Origin of the sequence: Streptomyces sp. MnatMP-M17 (assembly GCF_900091995.1) — a bacterium.
Lineage (GTDB): Bacteria > Actinomycetota > Actinomycetes > Streptomycetales > Streptomycetaceae > Streptomyces.
This window is the reverse complement of sequence record NZ_FMDK01000527.1, coordinates 1-15120: the sequence shown is the minus strand read 5'-3', so window position 1 is coordinate 15120 and position 15120 is coordinate 1. Positions and strand designations below refer to the sequence as shown.

Annotated in this window: 13 protein-coding genes and 2 pseudogenes; 11 read left to right on the top strand and 4 right to left on the bottom strand. The window is 69.5% G+C overall.

Annotated elements, in window-relative coordinates:
• Positions 1 to 794 (top strand): annotated as a pseudogene (locus GA0115259_RS40505) (hypothetical protein); the annotation flags it as partial.
• A gap of 137 nt (positions 795 to 931) precedes the next feature.
• Here the strand turns inward: GA0115259_RS40505 and GA0115259_RS23095 are convergent.
• Positions 932 to 1534 carry a TIGR03086 family metal-binding protein gene (locus tag GA0115259_RS23095; RefSeq protein WP_237540384.1) on the bottom strand — a complete coding sequence of 201 codons (603 nt, stop codon included), beginning with the start codon at positions 1532 to 1534 and terminating at the stop codon, positions 932 to 934.
• 196 nt (positions 1535 to 1730) lie between these two features.
• Between GA0115259_RS23095 and GA0115259_RS23090 the strand changes: the two genes are divergently transcribed.
• The 6 genes from GA0115259_RS23090 to GA0115259_RS23065 all read left to right on the top strand — a co-directional run bounded on the left by GA0115259_RS23090 (position 1731) and on the right by GA0115259_RS23065 (position 7730).
• Positions 1731 to 2462 (top strand): DUF1684 domain-containing protein, encoded by a 732-nt coding sequence (locus tag GA0115259_RS23090; RefSeq protein ID WP_093600481.1) that lies wholly within the window; start codon positions 1731 to 1733, stop codon positions 2460 to 2462.
• Positions 2463 to 2539: 77 nt separating this feature from the next.
• Positions 2540 to 4057, top strand: a complete 1518-nt coding sequence (locus GA0115259_RS23085; RefSeq protein WP_093600478.1) for an ABC transporter substrate-binding protein — start codon at positions 2540 to 2542, stop codon at positions 4055 to 4057.
• 127 nt (positions 4058 to 4184) lie between these two features.
• Positions 4185 to 5150, top strand: coding sequence for an ABC transporter permease (locus GA0115259_RS23080; protein WP_093600475.1), 966 nt, complete (start codon positions 4185 to 4187; stop codon positions 5148 to 5150).
• Between the two features lie 65 nt (positions 5151 to 5215).
• On the top strand, positions 5216 to 6112 hold the full coding sequence (locus GA0115259_RS23075) for an ABC transporter permease (RefSeq protein ID WP_256098093.1): 897 nt from the start codon (positions 5216 to 5218) through the stop codon (positions 6110 to 6112).
• Positions 6109 to 6954 carry an ATP-binding cassette domain-containing protein gene (locus tag GA0115259_RS23070; protein WP_093600469.1) on the top strand — a complete coding sequence of 282 codons (846 nt, stop codon included), beginning with the start codon at positions 6109 to 6111 and terminating at the stop codon, positions 6952 to 6954. Before GA0115259_RS23075 ends, GA0115259_RS23070 begins: the two co-directional genes overlap by 4 nt.
• Complete coding sequence (locus GA0115259_RS23065) at positions 6951 to 7730, top strand: ABC transporter ATP-binding protein (RefSeq protein WP_093600466.1); 780 nt, start codon at positions 6951 to 6953, stop codon at positions 7728 to 7730. Before GA0115259_RS23070 ends, GA0115259_RS23065 begins: the two co-directional genes overlap by 4 nt.
• Positions 7731 to 7779: 49 nt before the next feature.
• Here GA0115259_RS23065 and aceB read toward each other — a convergent pair whose 3' ends face one another.
• The gene (gene aceB / locus GA0115259_RS23060) at positions 7780 to 9411 is read right to left on the bottom strand and encodes a malate synthase A (RefSeq protein ID WP_093600463.1); all 1632 of its coding nucleotides are present in this window, start codon (positions 9409 to 9411) and stop codon (positions 7780 to 7782) included.
• A 284-nt stretch (positions 9412 to 9695) separates the two neighbouring features.
• Positions 9696 to 10379 carry a nucleotidyltransferase family protein gene (locus tag GA0115259_RS23055; protein WP_093600460.1) on the bottom strand — a complete coding sequence of 228 codons (684 nt, stop codon included), beginning with the start codon at positions 10377 to 10379 and terminating at the stop codon, positions 9696 to 9698.
• A 245-nt stretch (positions 10380 to 10624) separates the two neighbouring features.
• On the opposite strand from GA0115259_RS23055, the gene GA0115259_RS23050 reads away from it, so the two are divergent.
• Positions 10625 to 10945, top strand: a complete 321-nt coding sequence (locus GA0115259_RS23050; RefSeq protein WP_093600457.1) for a DUF5955 family protein — start codon at positions 10625 to 10627, stop codon at positions 10943 to 10945.
• 156 nt (positions 10946 to 11101) lie between these two features.
• Here the strand turns inward: GA0115259_RS23050 and GA0115259_RS23045 are convergent, their stop codons facing one another.
• Positions 11102 to 11905 carry an IclR family transcriptional regulator gene (locus GA0115259_RS23045; protein ID WP_093600454.1) on the bottom strand — a complete coding sequence of 268 codons (804 nt, stop codon included), beginning with the start codon at positions 11903 to 11905 and terminating at the stop codon, positions 11102 to 11104.
• Positions 11906 to 12243: 338 nt separating this feature from the next.
• On the opposite strand from GA0115259_RS23045, the gene allB reads away from it, so the two are divergent.
• From allB to GA0115259_RS23030, 3 genes and pseudogenes are all read left to right on the top strand, one after another.
• Complete coding sequence (gene allB / locus GA0115259_RS23040) at positions 12244 to 13581, top strand: allantoinase AllB (protein WP_093600451.1); 1338 nt, start codon at positions 12244 to 12246, stop codon at positions 13579 to 13581.
• 2 nt (positions 13582 to 13583) lie between these two features.
• The gene (gene alc, locus GA0115259_RS23035; RefSeq protein ID WP_093600448.1) at positions 13584 to 14714 is read left to right on the top strand and encodes an allantoicase; all 1131 of its coding nucleotides are present in this window, start codon (positions 13584 to 13586) and stop codon (positions 14712 to 14714) included.
• Positions 14715 to 14846: 132 nt separating this feature from the next.
• Positions 14847 to 15120: pseudogene (locus GA0115259_RS23030) on the top strand (sensor histidine kinase); the annotation flags it as partial.

The following is a 15120-nucleotide window of genomic DNA, read 5'->3' as shown; positions in this document are numbered from 1 at the left end:
CGCGGCGCGGGGCCGCCGTATCGGGGCCGGAGGAGGGCCGGTTCGCGGCGGCGCGCGCACTGCACGGGATCGCCGGCGACAGCGGGCCACTGCTGACGGTTCTCGCGGTCGAGCTGGCCGGCCGCGATCCTCGTCGGCTGCGGGAGGCGGCCGGCGCCACCGACGGCCTGGGCCAGGACGCCGCCGTACTGCTGCCCGCGCTCCGATCGGCCCTCGGTACGGACGAGGACGGTACGACGATTCCTCGGAAGGACGCCGATCTGGAGATCGCGCTCGCGCTGTGGCGGCTGACAGGCGACCCGGACGACGCGGTGCCCGTGATCGCGCGCGTACTGGCGCAGGCGGAGAGCGAGTGGATGCGCTGGACGGCCGTGCGCGCGGCCAAGGCCGCGGCCCTCCTCGGCCCGGCCGCGGCCTCGCTGTGCCCGGCTCTGGAACGCGGACTGGCCGTCCCGGAACGGGCACCGGCGATGGTCCTCGCCCTGCTCGCCGTGGATCCGTCGGGCCGGGACCGTACGGATCTGGCGGACGCGGCCCTGACCTCCGCCGAGCGCCACGCCGACGCGATGGGAGCCCTGGACGCGCTTGCGGCCCTCGGGCCCGAGAACCTGTCACGGCCGTATCTCGACCGTCTCACCGACCTGGCGGAGCGCGACCGCCGCGTCTGGTGCCCCGGCCTCTCCGGGAGCGCGGCCGAGGCGGACGCCCGCTTCCAGGAAGCGGCCCGCGCACTGCTCCGCACGGCCGGAACCATATCCGCCGGTACGGCGACGGCCCGGCCCACGACCGCCTGAGCCCGGCGACCGGCGCTGGTCATGACGCCGGTCACCGCGACAGCGCGTCCCGGATAGCAGGACGCCCTCGGGAGCGGGTCCGGACCGGTCGACCGTGAGGCCCCCCGACCTCCGGGCCCCGGCCCGGACCCGCCCGTTCACGCGCCCGGCCGCCAGTCGGGGCGCCGGCCGCTGAGGCCGATCACCCGGTCCAGCAGCGGGGCTTCCTCGGGCAGCTCGACGGGCGGGCCGAACAGCCCGTCAGGAGCCGGATCCCCATCGGCCGACCGCGCCGCGGCGATCAGCATCGCGTACGACACCCGCAGGCTCGCCTCGTCCGGCGCGTACTCCTGGCCCGTGCTCCGCGCGAGATCCCAGCCATGGATCTGGACCTCGTTGAGCGCCACGACCGCCGCCACCTCACCCGGCAGCTCGACACCGCCGACGCGGGTGCCGCCCTGCCATGCGCCGGGCGACCGCCAGGCCTCCGCCAGTTCGTCCAGCTGCCGGGGCAGCGCCTCGCGCCAGTCGTCGGGCAGCACGGGCAGAGCGGCGTTCGGCGATGTATCCGTCGTCGGCCCGAGCTTCTTCCGCGCCGCGTCCCGGAACGCCACGGTCAGCCCGACGAGATGCCCGAGCACCTCCCGCACGGTGTACGCGGGACAGGGTGTGGGCCCGGTGAGCTGTTCCTCACTGATTCCGCCCACCAGCCCGGCCACGGTCCGGCAGACGGGACCGAGGTCGAACGGGTCGGCCTTCATGTTCGTTTCCATGCAGAGGTGGACCGGCCCGGCCACCGGAACTCATCGGGCGAAGACGGATTTGGGACGGCTGTCTCGAAGGATGGTCGATTATGGCTGGAAATAATCCCTCGCATGTACGATCCACTCGTTCCAGACCCGACAGCGACAACGCGCGCCGGATCGAACCTTTTACGCAGACCGGAGCGAGTTACGCATGTCCGTACAAACCCGTGCTTCCGTGACGGCCATAGCCGCCGCACAGGCTGGTTTTGACGCCTGGCGTGCGTCACGGCAGACCGCCGTGGCCGGGCCTCTCGGTAATCTGGCGCTGGTCGAGACCCGTTGGCTGGCTCCCGGCACCGAGGTGACCGAGGAGTTGGCGCGGGCCACGCCGTCCGGCGGTGTGACGGTCACCACAGTGGCGCGGACCAATCTCCATACCGGTGAGCCGGAGCACGCCCTGCGTTTCTGGGACGCCGATGCCCCGGCCGTGCGGCACTTCTCACATGTCGACGCCTATCCGTTCCGGCCGGACTGGGTGGTCGAGGCCGCCTTCACCTCCGTGTCCACCGACCGGCGCGTGCCGTTCGAGCACATCAGGGACAGCGGAGGCAGCCGGGAACTGGTCGTCCCCGGCGATATCCACGTCACACTGGATGGTGTGGACTACACGCTGTCGGCCTTCGACGACGATGGAACGCTTCTCCTGGTCTTCGGTGATCCGACCAACGGCACTGACACTTATGGCGCGGGCCGCTTCCTGTTCGTCCCGCGTGAAGGGAAGAGCGAGACGGTGATACTCGACTTCAACCGCGCCTTCGTGCCGCCGTGCGGTTTCTCCGCTCAGTACAACTGTCCGTTGCCGCCACGGCAGAACCGGCTGCACCTGCCCGTCGAGGCGGGCGAGAAGGTCCCGGTCTTCCGTGGCGGCTACGCCGTCAACTGAGCTCACCCACGGCACCACAGCCGGACCGGTCACCGCTCGCGGGATCTGCGTCCGGCCGTTGATCAGGAGTAGAAGAGATGAGAAAGTCCGTACCGCTGCTCGGCGGCACCCTGGCGGTCACCCTGTCCCTGGCCCTCACCGCCTGCGGCTCCGGGACCGACAGCAAGAACAGCACGCCCTCCGGTTCGTACGACAAGAACGCCACGGTCGGCGTCGGATCGCTCTACGAACCGCAGAATCTGGACAACACCGGAGGCGGCGGCCAGGGCGTGACCGAGGCGCTCAACGGCAATGTCTACGAAGGGCTGTTCAGGCTCACCGACACCGGCAAGGTCGAGAAGCAGCTCGCCGAGGACTACACCGTCAGCCCGGACGGCCTCACGTACACCTTCAAGCTGCGCGACGGTGTCACCTTCCACTCGGGCAAGAAGCTCACCTCCGCGGATGTGAAGTACAGCATCGAGAAGGTGACCGCCGAGAACTCCCAGTCGGCGCGCAAGAGCAGCTTCGACATGATCAAGTCGATCGCGACGCCCGACCCGGCCACGGTCGAGGTGACACTCTCGTCCAAGTCGATCTCGTTCGTCTACAACCTCAGCTATGTGTGGATCGTCAACTCCGAGGCCAAAGACCTCAAGACCTCGGAGGACGGCAGCGGACCGTACAAGCTGGACAAGTGGACGCGGGGCTCCGCGCTCAGCCTGGAGAGCTTCGCGGGCTACTGGGGAACGCCCGCGACCAACGCGAAGGTCGTCTTCCACTACTACAAGGACGCCACCGCCCTCAACAACGCGCTGCTCACCAACGCCGTGGACGTGGTCACCAGCGAGCAGAGCCCGGACGCCCTCGACCAGTTCAAGAGCAACCCGGCCTACAAGGTCAACGACGGCAAGTCGACCACCAAGCTGCTGCTGGCCTTCAACGACAAGGTCAAGCCGTTCGACAACGTCAAGGTCCGCAAGGCCGTCAGCTCGGCGATCGACAACAAGAAGCTGCTCCAGTCGGTGTGGGGCGACCACGGCACGCTGATCGGCTCGATGGTCCCGCCCACCGATCCCTGGTACGAGGACCTCACCAAGGTCAATCCGTACGACGTGGCGCTCGCCAAGCAGCAGCTCGCCGAGGCCGGCTATGCCAAGGGCTTCGACTTCACGCTCGACACGCCGAACTACGACCCGCATCCGACGGCGGCCACCTTCATCAAGTCGGAGCTGGCCAAGGTCGGTATCAATGTCAAGATCAACATCATCACGCCGGACGAGTGGTACACCAAGGTCTACAAGAACCACGACTTCAGCGCGACGCTCCAGGAGCATGTCAACGACCGCGACATCGTCTGGTACGGGGACCCGGACTTCTACTGGGGCTATGACAACAAGCAGGTCACCGAGTGGGTCAAGCAGGCCGAGCAGTCGGACACCACCGACGAGCAGACGGCGCTGCTGAAGAAGGTCAACAACCAGATCGCACAGGACGCGGCCAGCGACTGGCTCTACCTCTACCCGCAGATCGTGGTGGCCTCCACCAAGCTGTCGGGCTACCCGCTCAACGGTCTCAACTCGCAGTTCTACGCCTACGGCATCAAGAAGAGCTGATGCTCCGCGCCGCCGTACGGGCCCGGTCGCCCCACCCGGTCCGTATGGCGGCGCCTCCGCCGCGGCCGATATCTCCGTCGATGTCCCCGTCGGTATCCCCGCTTCCGTCGATCGGTCCTCCTCCCTGATGATCTCGTACCTGCTGCGGCGGCTGGCCTTTCTGGCCGGCTCCCTGTTTCTGGCCGGCGTGGTGATCTTCCTGCTGCTACGGCTGCTGCCCGGCGATCCCGCGAACTCCCTGCTCTCTGTCGGCGCCACTCCGGAGCAGATCGCCGCGGCCCGGCATGAGATCGGCTCGGACCGCCCGCTGCCCGAGCAGTTCGTCACCTGGCTCGGCCAGCTGGCCACCTTCGACCTGGGCAACTCGTTCATCAGCTCACTGCCGGTCGGCCCGGAGATCACCTCCCGGCTCGATGTCACCGTCCCGCTGACGCTGCTCTCCTTTCTGCTGGCCGTGGTGATCGCGGTTCCCGTCGGCTTTGTCGCCGCCCATCGGTCGGCCACCTGGTACGGCACGCTGATCAGCGGAATCTCCCAACTGGGCATCGCCGTACCGGTCTTCTGGATCGGGATGATCCTGATCACCGTGTTCGCGCTGCGCCTCGGAGTGCTGCCCGCCGGCGGCTTTCCGCAGGACGGCTGGGCGCGGCCGGGAGAGGCACTGACCTCGCTGGCCCTGCCGGTGATCACCGTCGCCCTGGTGATGTCCGCCTCGCTCATCCGCTACGTACGGTCCGCCGCCCTGGATGTCCTCGGCAGCGACTATCTGCGTACGGCCAGGGCGCTCGGCTCGTCCTTCAACCGGGCGATGTGGCGCCATGGAATGCGCAACGGCGCCGTACCGGTCGTCTCGGTCCTCGGTATCGAACTCGCCACGACGCTGCTGGGCGCGGTGGTGGTCGAGACGGTGTTCGCACTGCCCGGTCTGGGCAGTCTGCTCGCCCAGGCGGTCGCCCAGCACGACTATCCGACGGTCCAGGGAGTGCTCTTCGTGAGCACGTTCGCGGTCCTGGTCATCGGATTCCTGAGCGATGTCGCCCAGCGGCTGATCGATCCCCGGCTGCGGGGCCGACTGTCGGGAGGTGCCCGATGAGTGAACGGACCGAGCGGACGGCGCGGACAGGACGGACCAGACGGACCGCGGAGGAGCCGACCGCTGTGGAGCTTACGAAGACGGCTCCGGACACGGGCAAGGAGCCCGGCACGGCTTCGGTGCCCGTTCCGCCCGTCCCGCCCGTACGGAGACCGCGTTCACCTTCGCTGCTGGCGGGCTGTGTCCTGGTGGGACTGATCGTCGCGGTCGCGCTGGTCTCCCTGTTCTGGGTGCCGTACGCGCCCGACGACACCACCGGCGGCCGGCTGATGTCACCTGGTCTGCCGCATCTCCTCGGCACCGACAAACTCGGCCGTGATCTGCTCACACAACTCATGACCGGCGCGCGTATCGCGCTGGAGGCCGGTCTCGGCGCGATCGCGATCGGCACGGCGCTCGGCGTCTGCGCCGGACTGGCCGCCGGCTTCGCCACCCGCTGGCTGGACGACACACTCTCCACACTGCTGGATGTGCTGATCGCCTTTCCCACGTTGCTGCTGGCCATGCTGATGGTCGCGGCCCGGTCGGCCTCGCTCAGCTCGGCCGTCCTCGCCATCGGGTTCGCCATGACCGCGGTGGTGGCCCGGCTGACCCGGATCCTGGTCAAGCGCGTGCTGGCCCAGGACTACATCACTGCGGCCCGTACCTCGGGAACGTCATGGCCACGTGTGATCACCGGCCATGTGCTGCCCAATATCTGGCCCACTCTGGTGGTGAATCTCGCCCAGCAGTTCGGTCTTGCCGTGATGGCCGAGGCGAGTCTGTCGTTCCTGGGGCTCGGCGCGCCGCCGCCGAACGCCTCCTGGGGACGGATGCTCCACGAGGCACAGGCGACCGTGTTCAGCGCTCCCACCGGAGTCATCGCTCCCGGAGTGCTGCTGGTCATGCTGGTCGTCGGTGTCAATCTGATCGCCGACGGACTGCGCGACACGCTGGACCCGACCCGGCGGAGGAGCCGATGAACGTGCCCGGTCCGCAGACGCCCGAGACGAAGGTGCTCGACGTCAAAGGCCTCACGATCCGTACCGCCCAGGGCCGGGCCCTGGTCTCGGACCTGTCGTTCTCGATCGCCGCGGGCTCCCGGCTCGGACTCGTCGGCGAGTCCGGCTCCGGCAAGTCCCTCACCGCGCTCGCCGTACTGGGCCTGCTGCCGCCCGGGATGACCGCCTCCGGCAGCATCGTCCTGAGAACGGCCACGGACGGGCCCGGCGCCGAGGTCATCGGCGCGACCGAGCAGCGGCTGACCGGTCTGCGTGGCCGGGCCGCCACGGTCGTCTTCCAGGAGCCGCTCACCGCACTCGATCCGCTGATGCGGATCGGCGGCCAGATCGCCGAGCCGCTGCGCCGGTGGCGCGGGCTGCGCGGAGCCGCGCTGCGCCGTGCGGTGGAGGAGTCACTGGACCAGGTACGGCTTCCCGAGCCGGACCGGATCATCCGTGCCTATCCGCACGAGATCTCCGGCGGTCAGCGCCAGCGGGTGGCGCTCGCCATGGCCCTGGCCTGTGAACCGGCCCTGCTGATCGCGGACGAGCCCACCACCGCCCTGGATGTCACCGTCCAGTCGGAAGTGCTCGCGCTGCTGGACGGACTGGTCGCCCAGCGGGACATGGCGCTGCTGTTCGTCAGCCACGATCTGGCGGTCGTCTCCGCCGTGACCGACCATGTCCTGGTGCTCAAGGACGGATCGGCCGTCGAGTCCGGGAGCGTGGATGACATCGTGCGCCGCCCACGGCACCCGTACACCCGGGATCTGGTGGACAGCGCCCGGCACCTCGAAAGCGCACTGGAACGGATCGTCCAATGACCGCCCCGATCCTGGCCGCGCGTGACGCGGGCTTCGCCTATCGCGGCTCGCCGCCCGTACTGCACGGCGTCTCGCTCGACATCACCGCCGGCCGCAGCGTCGGGCTGGTCGGTGAGTCGGGCGCCGCCAAGACCACGGTGCTCCGGCTGCTGCTCGGTCTCACCCGGCCCACGAGCGGACGGATCCTGTTCGACGGCGACGAACTCAGGCTTCGCGACCGTGAATTGATGCGCCGCTTCCGCCGTGGCGTACAGAGCGTGTTCCAGGATCCGTACTCGTCGCTCGATCCCCGTCAGCGGGTCGGCGGAATCGTCTCGGAGCCGCTGCGCTCGCTCGGACTGAGCAAATCCCGAGGCGGCGACGATCCCAGGGTCGCCGCCGCGCTGGAGGCCGTCGGCCTGCCCGCGGACGCGGCCGACCGCTATCCGCACGAATTCTCCGGCGGTCAGCGGCAGCGCGTCGCGATCGCCAGAGCCACCGTGTGCGAGCCACGGGTACTGCTTGCCGATGAGCCGGTGAGCGCCCTCGATGTGACCACCCGGGTCAGGATCGTGGATCTGCTGATCGAGCTGAAGGAGACAAGAGGGCTGACCGTCGCGATGGTCTCGCACGATCTGTCGGTGGTGGCGGCGCTGTGCGAGTGGACGGCGGTGCTGGAGCACGGCCGGATCGTGGAGCAGGGAGACACGGCCTCGGTACTGGGCTCGCCGTCCCATCCCTACTCCCGGCGGCTGATCGCCAGCGTTCCGAGGCTTCCCGCACCGGAGGAAACCTGACCGGACCTGGCCCCCGACCCGGCCCCGCCGCCTCAACCGCGGAGCTGTCTCAGCCGCGGAGCTGCTCGTACGCGGGAAGCGTGAGGAAGTCCGTGTAGTGCTCGTCCAGGGCCACCGTCAGCAGCAGATCATGGGCCTGCCGCCACTTCCCGGACGCGAAGGCCTCGTCGCCGATCTCCTCGCGGATCGCGGTGAGTTCCTCGTCGGCGATCGCGCGGGCGAGCTCCGGAGTGGCACGTACGGTCCGGCCGCCGTGCTCGAACTCGACGCCCGCGTTGATCCACTGCCAGATCTGGGAGCGGGAGATCTCCGCCGTGGCCGCGTCCTCCATCAGATTGAAGATCGCGACCGCGCCCATGCCCCGCAGCCAGGCCTCGATGTACCGGATACCGACCTGGACGGCATTGCGCAGGCCCTCGTACGTCGGCCTCGCGTCCAGCGAGTCGACGGCGATCAGATCACCGGCCGCGACGGAGACGTCCTCGCGCAGCCGGTCCTTCTGGTGAGGCCGGTCGCCGAGGACCGCGTCGAAGGAGGCCATCGCGATCGGCACCAGATCCGGATGGGCGACCCAGGAGCCGTCGAAGCCGTCGGCGGCCTCGCGGTCCTTGTCCGCCTTGACCTTCTCGAAGGCGACCTTGTTGACCTCCGCGTCGTGCCGTGAAGGGATGAAGGCCGCCATACCGCCGATGGCGTGCGCGCCGCGCTTGTGGCATGTACGGACGAGCAGTTCGGTGTACGCGCGCATGAACGGCGCCGTCATCGTGACCGCGTTGCGGTCGGGCAGCACGAACTTGGCGCCGCCGTCACGGAAGTTCTTCACGATCGAGAAGAGATAGTCCCAGCGGCCCGCGTTGAGCCCGGAGGCGTGGTCGCGCAGCTCGTAGAGGATCTCGTCCATCTCGTACGCGGCGGTGATCGTCTCGATCAGTACGGTCGCCCGCACGGTGGACTGCGGAATGCCCATGTAGTCCTGGGCGAAGACGAAGATGTCGTTCCAGAGGCGCGCCTCCAGATAAGACTCCGTCTTCGGGAGATAGAAGTACGGGCCCTTGCCCAGCTCGATCAGCGTCCGCGCGTTGTGGAAGAAGTACAGACCGAAGTCGACCAGCGCGCCGGGCACCGGCACTCCGTCCACCTGGAGATGACGCTCCGTCAGATGCCAGCCGCGCGGGCGCATCACGACGGTCGCCAGCCGGTCCGCGTCCTTGAGGGCGTACGACTTGCCCGAGCGCGGGTCGGTGAAGTCGATACGGCGGGCGTAGGCGTCCATCAGATTGAGCTGGCCCAGGACCACATTCTCCCAGGTGGGCGCCGAGGCGTCCTCGAAGTCCGCGAGCCAGATCCGCGCGCCGGAGTTGAGCGCGTTGATCGTCATCTTGCGGTCCGTGGGACCGGTGATCTCCACCCGCCGGTCTTCGAGCGCGGCGGGCGAGGGAGCGACGCGCCAGCTCTCGTCCTCGCGGATCGCGGCGGTCTCCGGCAGAAAGTCCAGACTGGCGGTACGGGCGATCTCGGCGCGGCGCTCGGTGCGGCGGGCGAGCAGTTCATCACGCCGGGGAGTGAATCGCCGGTGCAGCTCCGCCACAAAGGTGAGGGCGGCGTCGGTGAGCACCTCGTCCTGCCTGGGCAGGAGTTCGGCGTCGACGACGACCGCTGGGGACGGCGCTGGTGCGGACATGAGCTGTCACTCTCCTTCGCGGGGATGCTTCGCGGGGGGTGTGCCCGGCGGCCGGCGGTTCACCTTGGACGGCACGAGGTGCCATGGCGCCGGGATACGGTCGCGGGCGCCGGCCCGGAGGCCGGGCGCTCTGACCTGTGGATAGTAGTTTCCTCATGGTGGAAGTTCAATGGTTTGTTGATATCGAGAATCTCAGGATCGACAGACCATGGCGCCGAGTGCCAGGCCGGGTGCCAGGGAGTCCGTGGTAGGTCTGCCGTGGGCTACCGCTCCAGAGCCATGCGCTACTGCTCCAGATATGACAGATCTTCCTCCGTGTCGATGTCGTACGCCTGCGCGACATCACCGCACTCGACCAGAACGATCTCGCTCTCATGCGCCCTCAGATAATCGCGCGCCCCGCGATCGCCCTCCGCGTCCGCCGCGATCTCCGCCCACCGGCCGGCGCCGAACAGTACGGGATGGCCGCGCCGTCCGTCGTACGCGGCCGACACCAGCGCGTCGGGACCGGTGTGCGCGGCGGTGTACGCGGCCACCACCCGGGCCACCGCCGCCGCGCCGATGCCCGGCTGGTCCACCAGCAGTACGAGCGCCGCCGCCGCGTCCGTACCGAGCAGCGAGAGCAGCCCGGCGCGCAGCGAGGATCCCATGCCGTCGGCCCACCGCGGATTGTCGACCAGAACGCATCCGGGCAGCTCGGCCTCGTGCCGTACGCGGTCCGCCGCCGCGCCCAGCACCACATGCACCGGCGCGCAGCCGCCTTCGCGCAGTGTGCGCACGGCATGCTCGACCAGCGGGCGGCCCCGGTGGTTCAGCAGTGCCTTCGGCCGGCCGCCCAGTCTGCGCCCGCCGCCCGCCGCGAGCAGCAGCCCGGCGACGGGCGGATCCGAGGTGGCGCGAGCGGTGGCATCGCGAGCGTCCACGCTGTCGCGAGCGCCCGTGCTGTCGTTGTCCCTACCTGCTGCCATAGGCCCTGCATACCGTATCCGTGTGCGATGTGCCGATATCCGGACCGCCGTGATCATCGGGTGTTCTGTCCGCATTCCACTCGGATTCCCGCTGTATTCCGTCCGCGGAGTGGCGCGCACCGCGCGGAATGGCGTTAACTTGCCCGCGAACCTTGGCGCTTGACCACCGTCCGGGAGTCGGAATGTCAGCGTGAAGGTGTGCCGACACAAGAATGTGTGGGCGCGAGGGGCAAGGGGGGAAAGCTTTGTTGCGGAGCGTGGGGCAGCCGCCGGTGACAGAGAACGGCGAGGATCCGAGGGTGGCGGGACTGGACGGGGCCGTTTCCAGGCTCCGGCGTGAACTGGCGGGCTATCCGGTCGAGTTCAGGGACCGGGCCATCGCCGAGGACGAACTGGCGGCGCTGGCCGGGATGGTGGCGGACGGTGCTCCCGAGATCGCCCGTATGCGCCGTTCGCTGCTGCTGATCGTCGGTTCGATCGGTTCGGTCAGCGCGCTGGGACCGGCGCTGATGGGTGTACGCAACGCCGTCGACCTCTTCGGAGAGGCGCCCCGGCCACGCCGGTAGCGCGTTTTCGAGTACCGGATCGAGTACTGGATCGGCCGGACGTACCGGGCCGGACGTACCAGGGATCTGCCGGGCGGGCCGCATACCGGCTCGTCCGGCGGTCCTGTACGAGGTGTGGGAGTGCCCCCCCCGCGCCACACCCGGTGATCGGCCGGCTCAGCCCTGCGCCGTCGTGCTCGCCAGCACCTCCGAGAGATCCCGGGCCACCTCCTGGAGCACCGGGACGATCTTCTCCGTGGCCTCCTCCGTCACCCGGCCCGCCGGCCCCGAGATCGAAATGGCCGCCGCCGTCGGAGAGTTGGGCACCGGCACCGCCAGACAGCGGACCCCGATCTCCTGCTCGTTGTCATCGACCGCGTATCCGGCCCTGCGTACCAGCTCCAGGGCCTCCAGAAAGCCCTCGGGCGTCGTGATCGTCTTCTCCGTGGCGGCAGGCATACCCGTACGGGCCAGCAGAGCGCGGACCTCCTCCGCCGGCGCGTGTGCGAGCAGCGCCTTGCCCACGCCCGTGGAGTGCGGCAGCACGCGGCGGCCCACCTCGGTGAACATCCGCATCGAGTGCTTGGACGGGACCTGGGCGACATAGACGATCTCGTCGCCGTCGAGCAGCGCCATGTTCGCGGTCTCGCCGGTCTCCTCGACCAGCCGGGCCAGATACGGCCGGGCCCAGGTGCCGAGCAGCCGCGACGCCGACTCGCCGAGCCGGATCAGCCGTGGCCCGAGCGCGTACCGCCGGTTCGACTGCTGGCGCACATAGCCGCAGGCGACCAGTGTGCGCATCAGCCGGTGGATCGTCGGCAGCGGCAGTCCGCTGCTGGCGGAGAGCTCGCTGAGGCCGACCTCGCCGCCCGCGTCCGCCATCCGTTCGAGCAGGTCGAAGGCGCGCTCAAGGGACTGGACGCCGCCGCTGGCGGGCGCGGATTTGCTGGCGTCGGTGGAGCTGGCGCTGGACGACGGCACGTCAACGGTCCTTTCGGAGCAGGCGGGGCCGAACAGGCAGCCTACCGGGCGCGGCGGCCCGGCACATGGCCCACCGAGAGGCGTCTCTGCCGGTCAGAGCACCTCGGCCCGTTCCTCCTCTGTTGCTCCGGGTACGAGTGGCCTTCTGCTGCATTCTGCTTGGTGAAATACGATTTCCGCTCTATGGAAGTAACCCAGTCTAGCGCGGTGCGGCCCGTTCCGCGCGGCTGCCCTGGAAAAGTGGTCTTGACGGGCCGGGATCCGGAGTGAAGACTCCTTCAACAGTTCGTTGAATTCATGGGTGGCAGTGACGTGGCGACGGCGAAGTGAGGGCACGGGTGTCCGAGGTGGATCTGATACTGCGGTCGACACGCGTCATCACGCCCGAAGGGACGCGGGCCGCCTCCATCGCCGTCGCCGGCGGACGGATCGAGGCCGTCCTGCCGTACGGCGCGCCGCTGCCGGCGGGCGCCCGGCTGGAGGACGTCGGGGAGGATGTCGTCCTGCCCGGACTGGTCGACACCCATGTCCATGTGAACGATCCGGGACGCACCGAATGGGAGGGCTTCTGGACCGCGACCCGCGCCGCCGCGGCCGGCGGGATCACCACGCTGCTCGACATGCCTCTGAACTCCCTGCCGCCCACCACGACCGTCGGCCATCTTCGCGTGAAGCAGCGGGTGGCGCGTACGAAGGCCCATGTCGACGTGGGCTTCTGGGGCGGCGCGATTCCCGGCAATCTCAAGGATCTCCGGCCGCTGCACGATGCCGGCGTCTTCGGCTTCAAATGCTTTCTGTCGCCGTCCGGTGTGGAGGAGTTTCCCGAGCTGGACCAGGAGCACCTGGAAAGTTCGCTGGCCGAGATCGCCGGTTTCGGCGGACTGCTGATTGTCCACGCCGAGGATCCTCATGAGCTGGCCTCCGCGCCTCGGCGCGGCGGTCCCGCCTACGCCGACTTCCTGGCGTCCCGGCCGCGCGGCGCGGAGAACGCGGCGATCGAAGGGCTCGTCGCGCTGGCCGGGCGGCTCGGCGCGCGCGTACATGTGCTGCACCTCTCCTCCTCGGACGCGCTGCCGCTGATCGCCGCGGCCAAGCGCGCCGGAGTGCGGATCACCGTCGAGTCCTGTCCGCACTTCCTCACGCTCACCGCCGAGGAAGTCCCGGACGGGGCAACGGAGTTCAAGTGCTGCCCGCCGATCCGCGAGGCCGCGAACCAGGACGCGCTCTGGCAAGGGCTCATCGACGGCACCATCGACTGTGTCGTCTCCGACCACTCGCCCTGCACCGCCGATCTGAAGACTCCCGATTTCGCCGCCGCCTGGGGCGGTATCTCCTCGCTCCAGCTCGGTCTGCCCGCGATCTGGACCGAGGCGCGCGCACGGGGCCGCTCGCTGGAGGACATCGTCCGCTGGATGTCGGCGGGCCCGGCCGCGCTCACGGGACTGGCCCGTAAGGGCGCCGTCGAGGCGGGTCGGGACGCCGACTTCGCGGTGCTCGCGCCCGACGAGACCTTCACCGTGGACCCGGCCGCGCTGCACCACCGCAACCAGGTCACCGCGTACGCGGGCAAGCGTCTGTACGGAGTCGTCCGGTCGACCTGGCTGCGCGGCACCCGGATCGTCCATGACGGCGTCCTTGCCGAACCGTCCGGCCGACTGCTCGAAAGGAACGACTGACCTTGTCGGAAGACTCCCTGCCCGTCCCGCCCTCCTTCACCGGTGACGCCCGGCCGTACGGCGGCGGCGATCCGTACGCCGACTACCGCACCGCGGACTTTCCCTTCGCGCGTCTGGTCGATCTCGCGGACCGCCGGCTCGGGGCCGGAGTCGTCGCCGCCAACGACGAGTTCTTCGCCGAGCGCGAGAATCTGCTGAGGCCGGAGCGCGCGGAGTTCGATCCCGAGCGCTTCGGGCACAAGGGCAAGATCATGGACGGCTGGGAGACCAGACGCAGACGCGGCACGGGCGCGGACCGGCCGCATCCCGCCGACGAGGACCACGACTGGGCGCTGGTCAGGCTGGGCACACCTGGCGTCATCCGCGGGATCGTCGTCGACACCGCGCACTTCAGAGGCAACTATCCGCAGGCGGTCTCGGTCGAGGGCACCTCACTGCCGGGCTCGCCGTCGCCCGAGGAGCTGCTCGCCGACGAGGTGACATGGACGGTGCTGGTGCCTCGTACGGCCGTCGGCGGCCACGCCGCCAACGGCTTCACGGTCGACGCCGAGCGGCGCTTCACCCATCTCCGCGTCAACCAGCATCCCGACGGCGGGATCGCCCGGCTGCGGGTGTACGGCGAGGTCGCGCCCGATCCGGGCTGGCTCGGTGTCCTCGGTACGTTCGATGTGATCGCGCTGGAGAACGGCGGCACGGTCGAGGACGCCTCCGACCGCTTCTACTCGCCCGCCACCAACACCATCCAGCCGGGCCGCTCGCGCAAGATGGACGACGGCTGGGAGACCAGGCGGCGCCGGGACAAGGGCAACGACTGGATCCGCTACCGGCCGGCGGAGCAGTCCGAGATCCGCGCGGCCGAGATCGACACGGCGTATCTGAAGGGCAACGCGGCGGGCTGGGCGACGCTCTCCGTACGCGACGGCGCGACCGGCGAGTGGACCGAGATCCTGTCCAGGACCCGGCTCCAGCCCGACACGAACCACCGCTTCGCGCTGCCCGTACCCGTGGTGGCGACCGAGGTACGGATCGACATCCATCCCGACGGCGGTATCTCCCGGCTGCGGCTCTTCGGCTCCCTCACCGAGGAGGGCATGCGCCGCCTCACGGCCCGCCACCAGGAACTGGACGGGTAAGCCCCGGCTCCGGTCGACCCCTCCCACTCGCCTTGGGCGGGACCGTGCCGAAAGTCGGGACCCGCGCGACTTTGGTCTCGTCCCGCCGCCGCGGGCCTCCGCCACGGCCGCCGCGTCCGTACATTCGTCGCCATGACACGGACGGACCATGCCTGGCTGCTTCCCTCGGCGCTGATCGGCCCGCGAGGCCCCGAGCTGCCCGGCGACCACGGCGCGCCCCGGCCGCGCCGTACCGTACGCGACTGGGCCGTGGACCTGTCGATGTTCCTGCTCGCGGCCGGTATCGGTCTGCTCGTCCTGGAGTCGAGCGAGCAGGCGGGCAACACCGACGCCGTCGTCTTTCTCGATCTGCTGTCGGGTATGGCCGCCTGCTGCGCCCTGTGGCTACGGCGACGCTGGCCGGTCG

Coding starts and splice junctions, on each gene's coding strand:
- GA0115259_RS23070 (WP_093600469.1), top strand. CDS start 6,109: ATGAACGTGCCCGGTCCGCAGACGCCCGAGACGAAGGTGCTCGACGTC.
- GA0115259_RS23090 (WP_093600481.1), top strand. CDS start 1,731: ATGTCCGTACAAACCCGTGCTTCCGTGACGGCCATAGCCGCCGCACAG.
- GA0115259_RS23055 (WP_093600460.1), bottom strand. CDS start 10,379: ATGGCAGCAGGTAGGGACAACGACAGCACGGGCGCTCGCGACAGCGTG.
- aceB (WP_093600463.1), bottom strand. CDS start 9,411: ATGTCCGCACCAGCGCCGTCCCCAGCGGTCGTCGTCGACGCCGAACTC.
- GA0115259_RS23085 (WP_093600478.1), top strand. CDS start 2,540: ATGAGAAAGTCCGTACCGCTGCTCGGCGGCACCCTGGCGGTCACCCTG.
- GA0115259_RS23080 (WP_093600475.1), top strand. CDS start 4,185: ATGATCTCGTACCTGCTGCGGCGGCTGGCCTTTCTGGCCGGCTCCCTG.
- GA0115259_RS23095 (WP_237540384.1), bottom strand. CDS start 1,534: ATGAAGGCCGACCCGTTCGACCTCGGTCCCGTCTGCCGGACCGTGGCC.
- GA0115259_RS23065 (WP_093600466.1), top strand. CDS start 6,951: ATGACCGCCCCGATCCTGGCCGCGCGTGACGCGGGCTTCGCCTATCGC.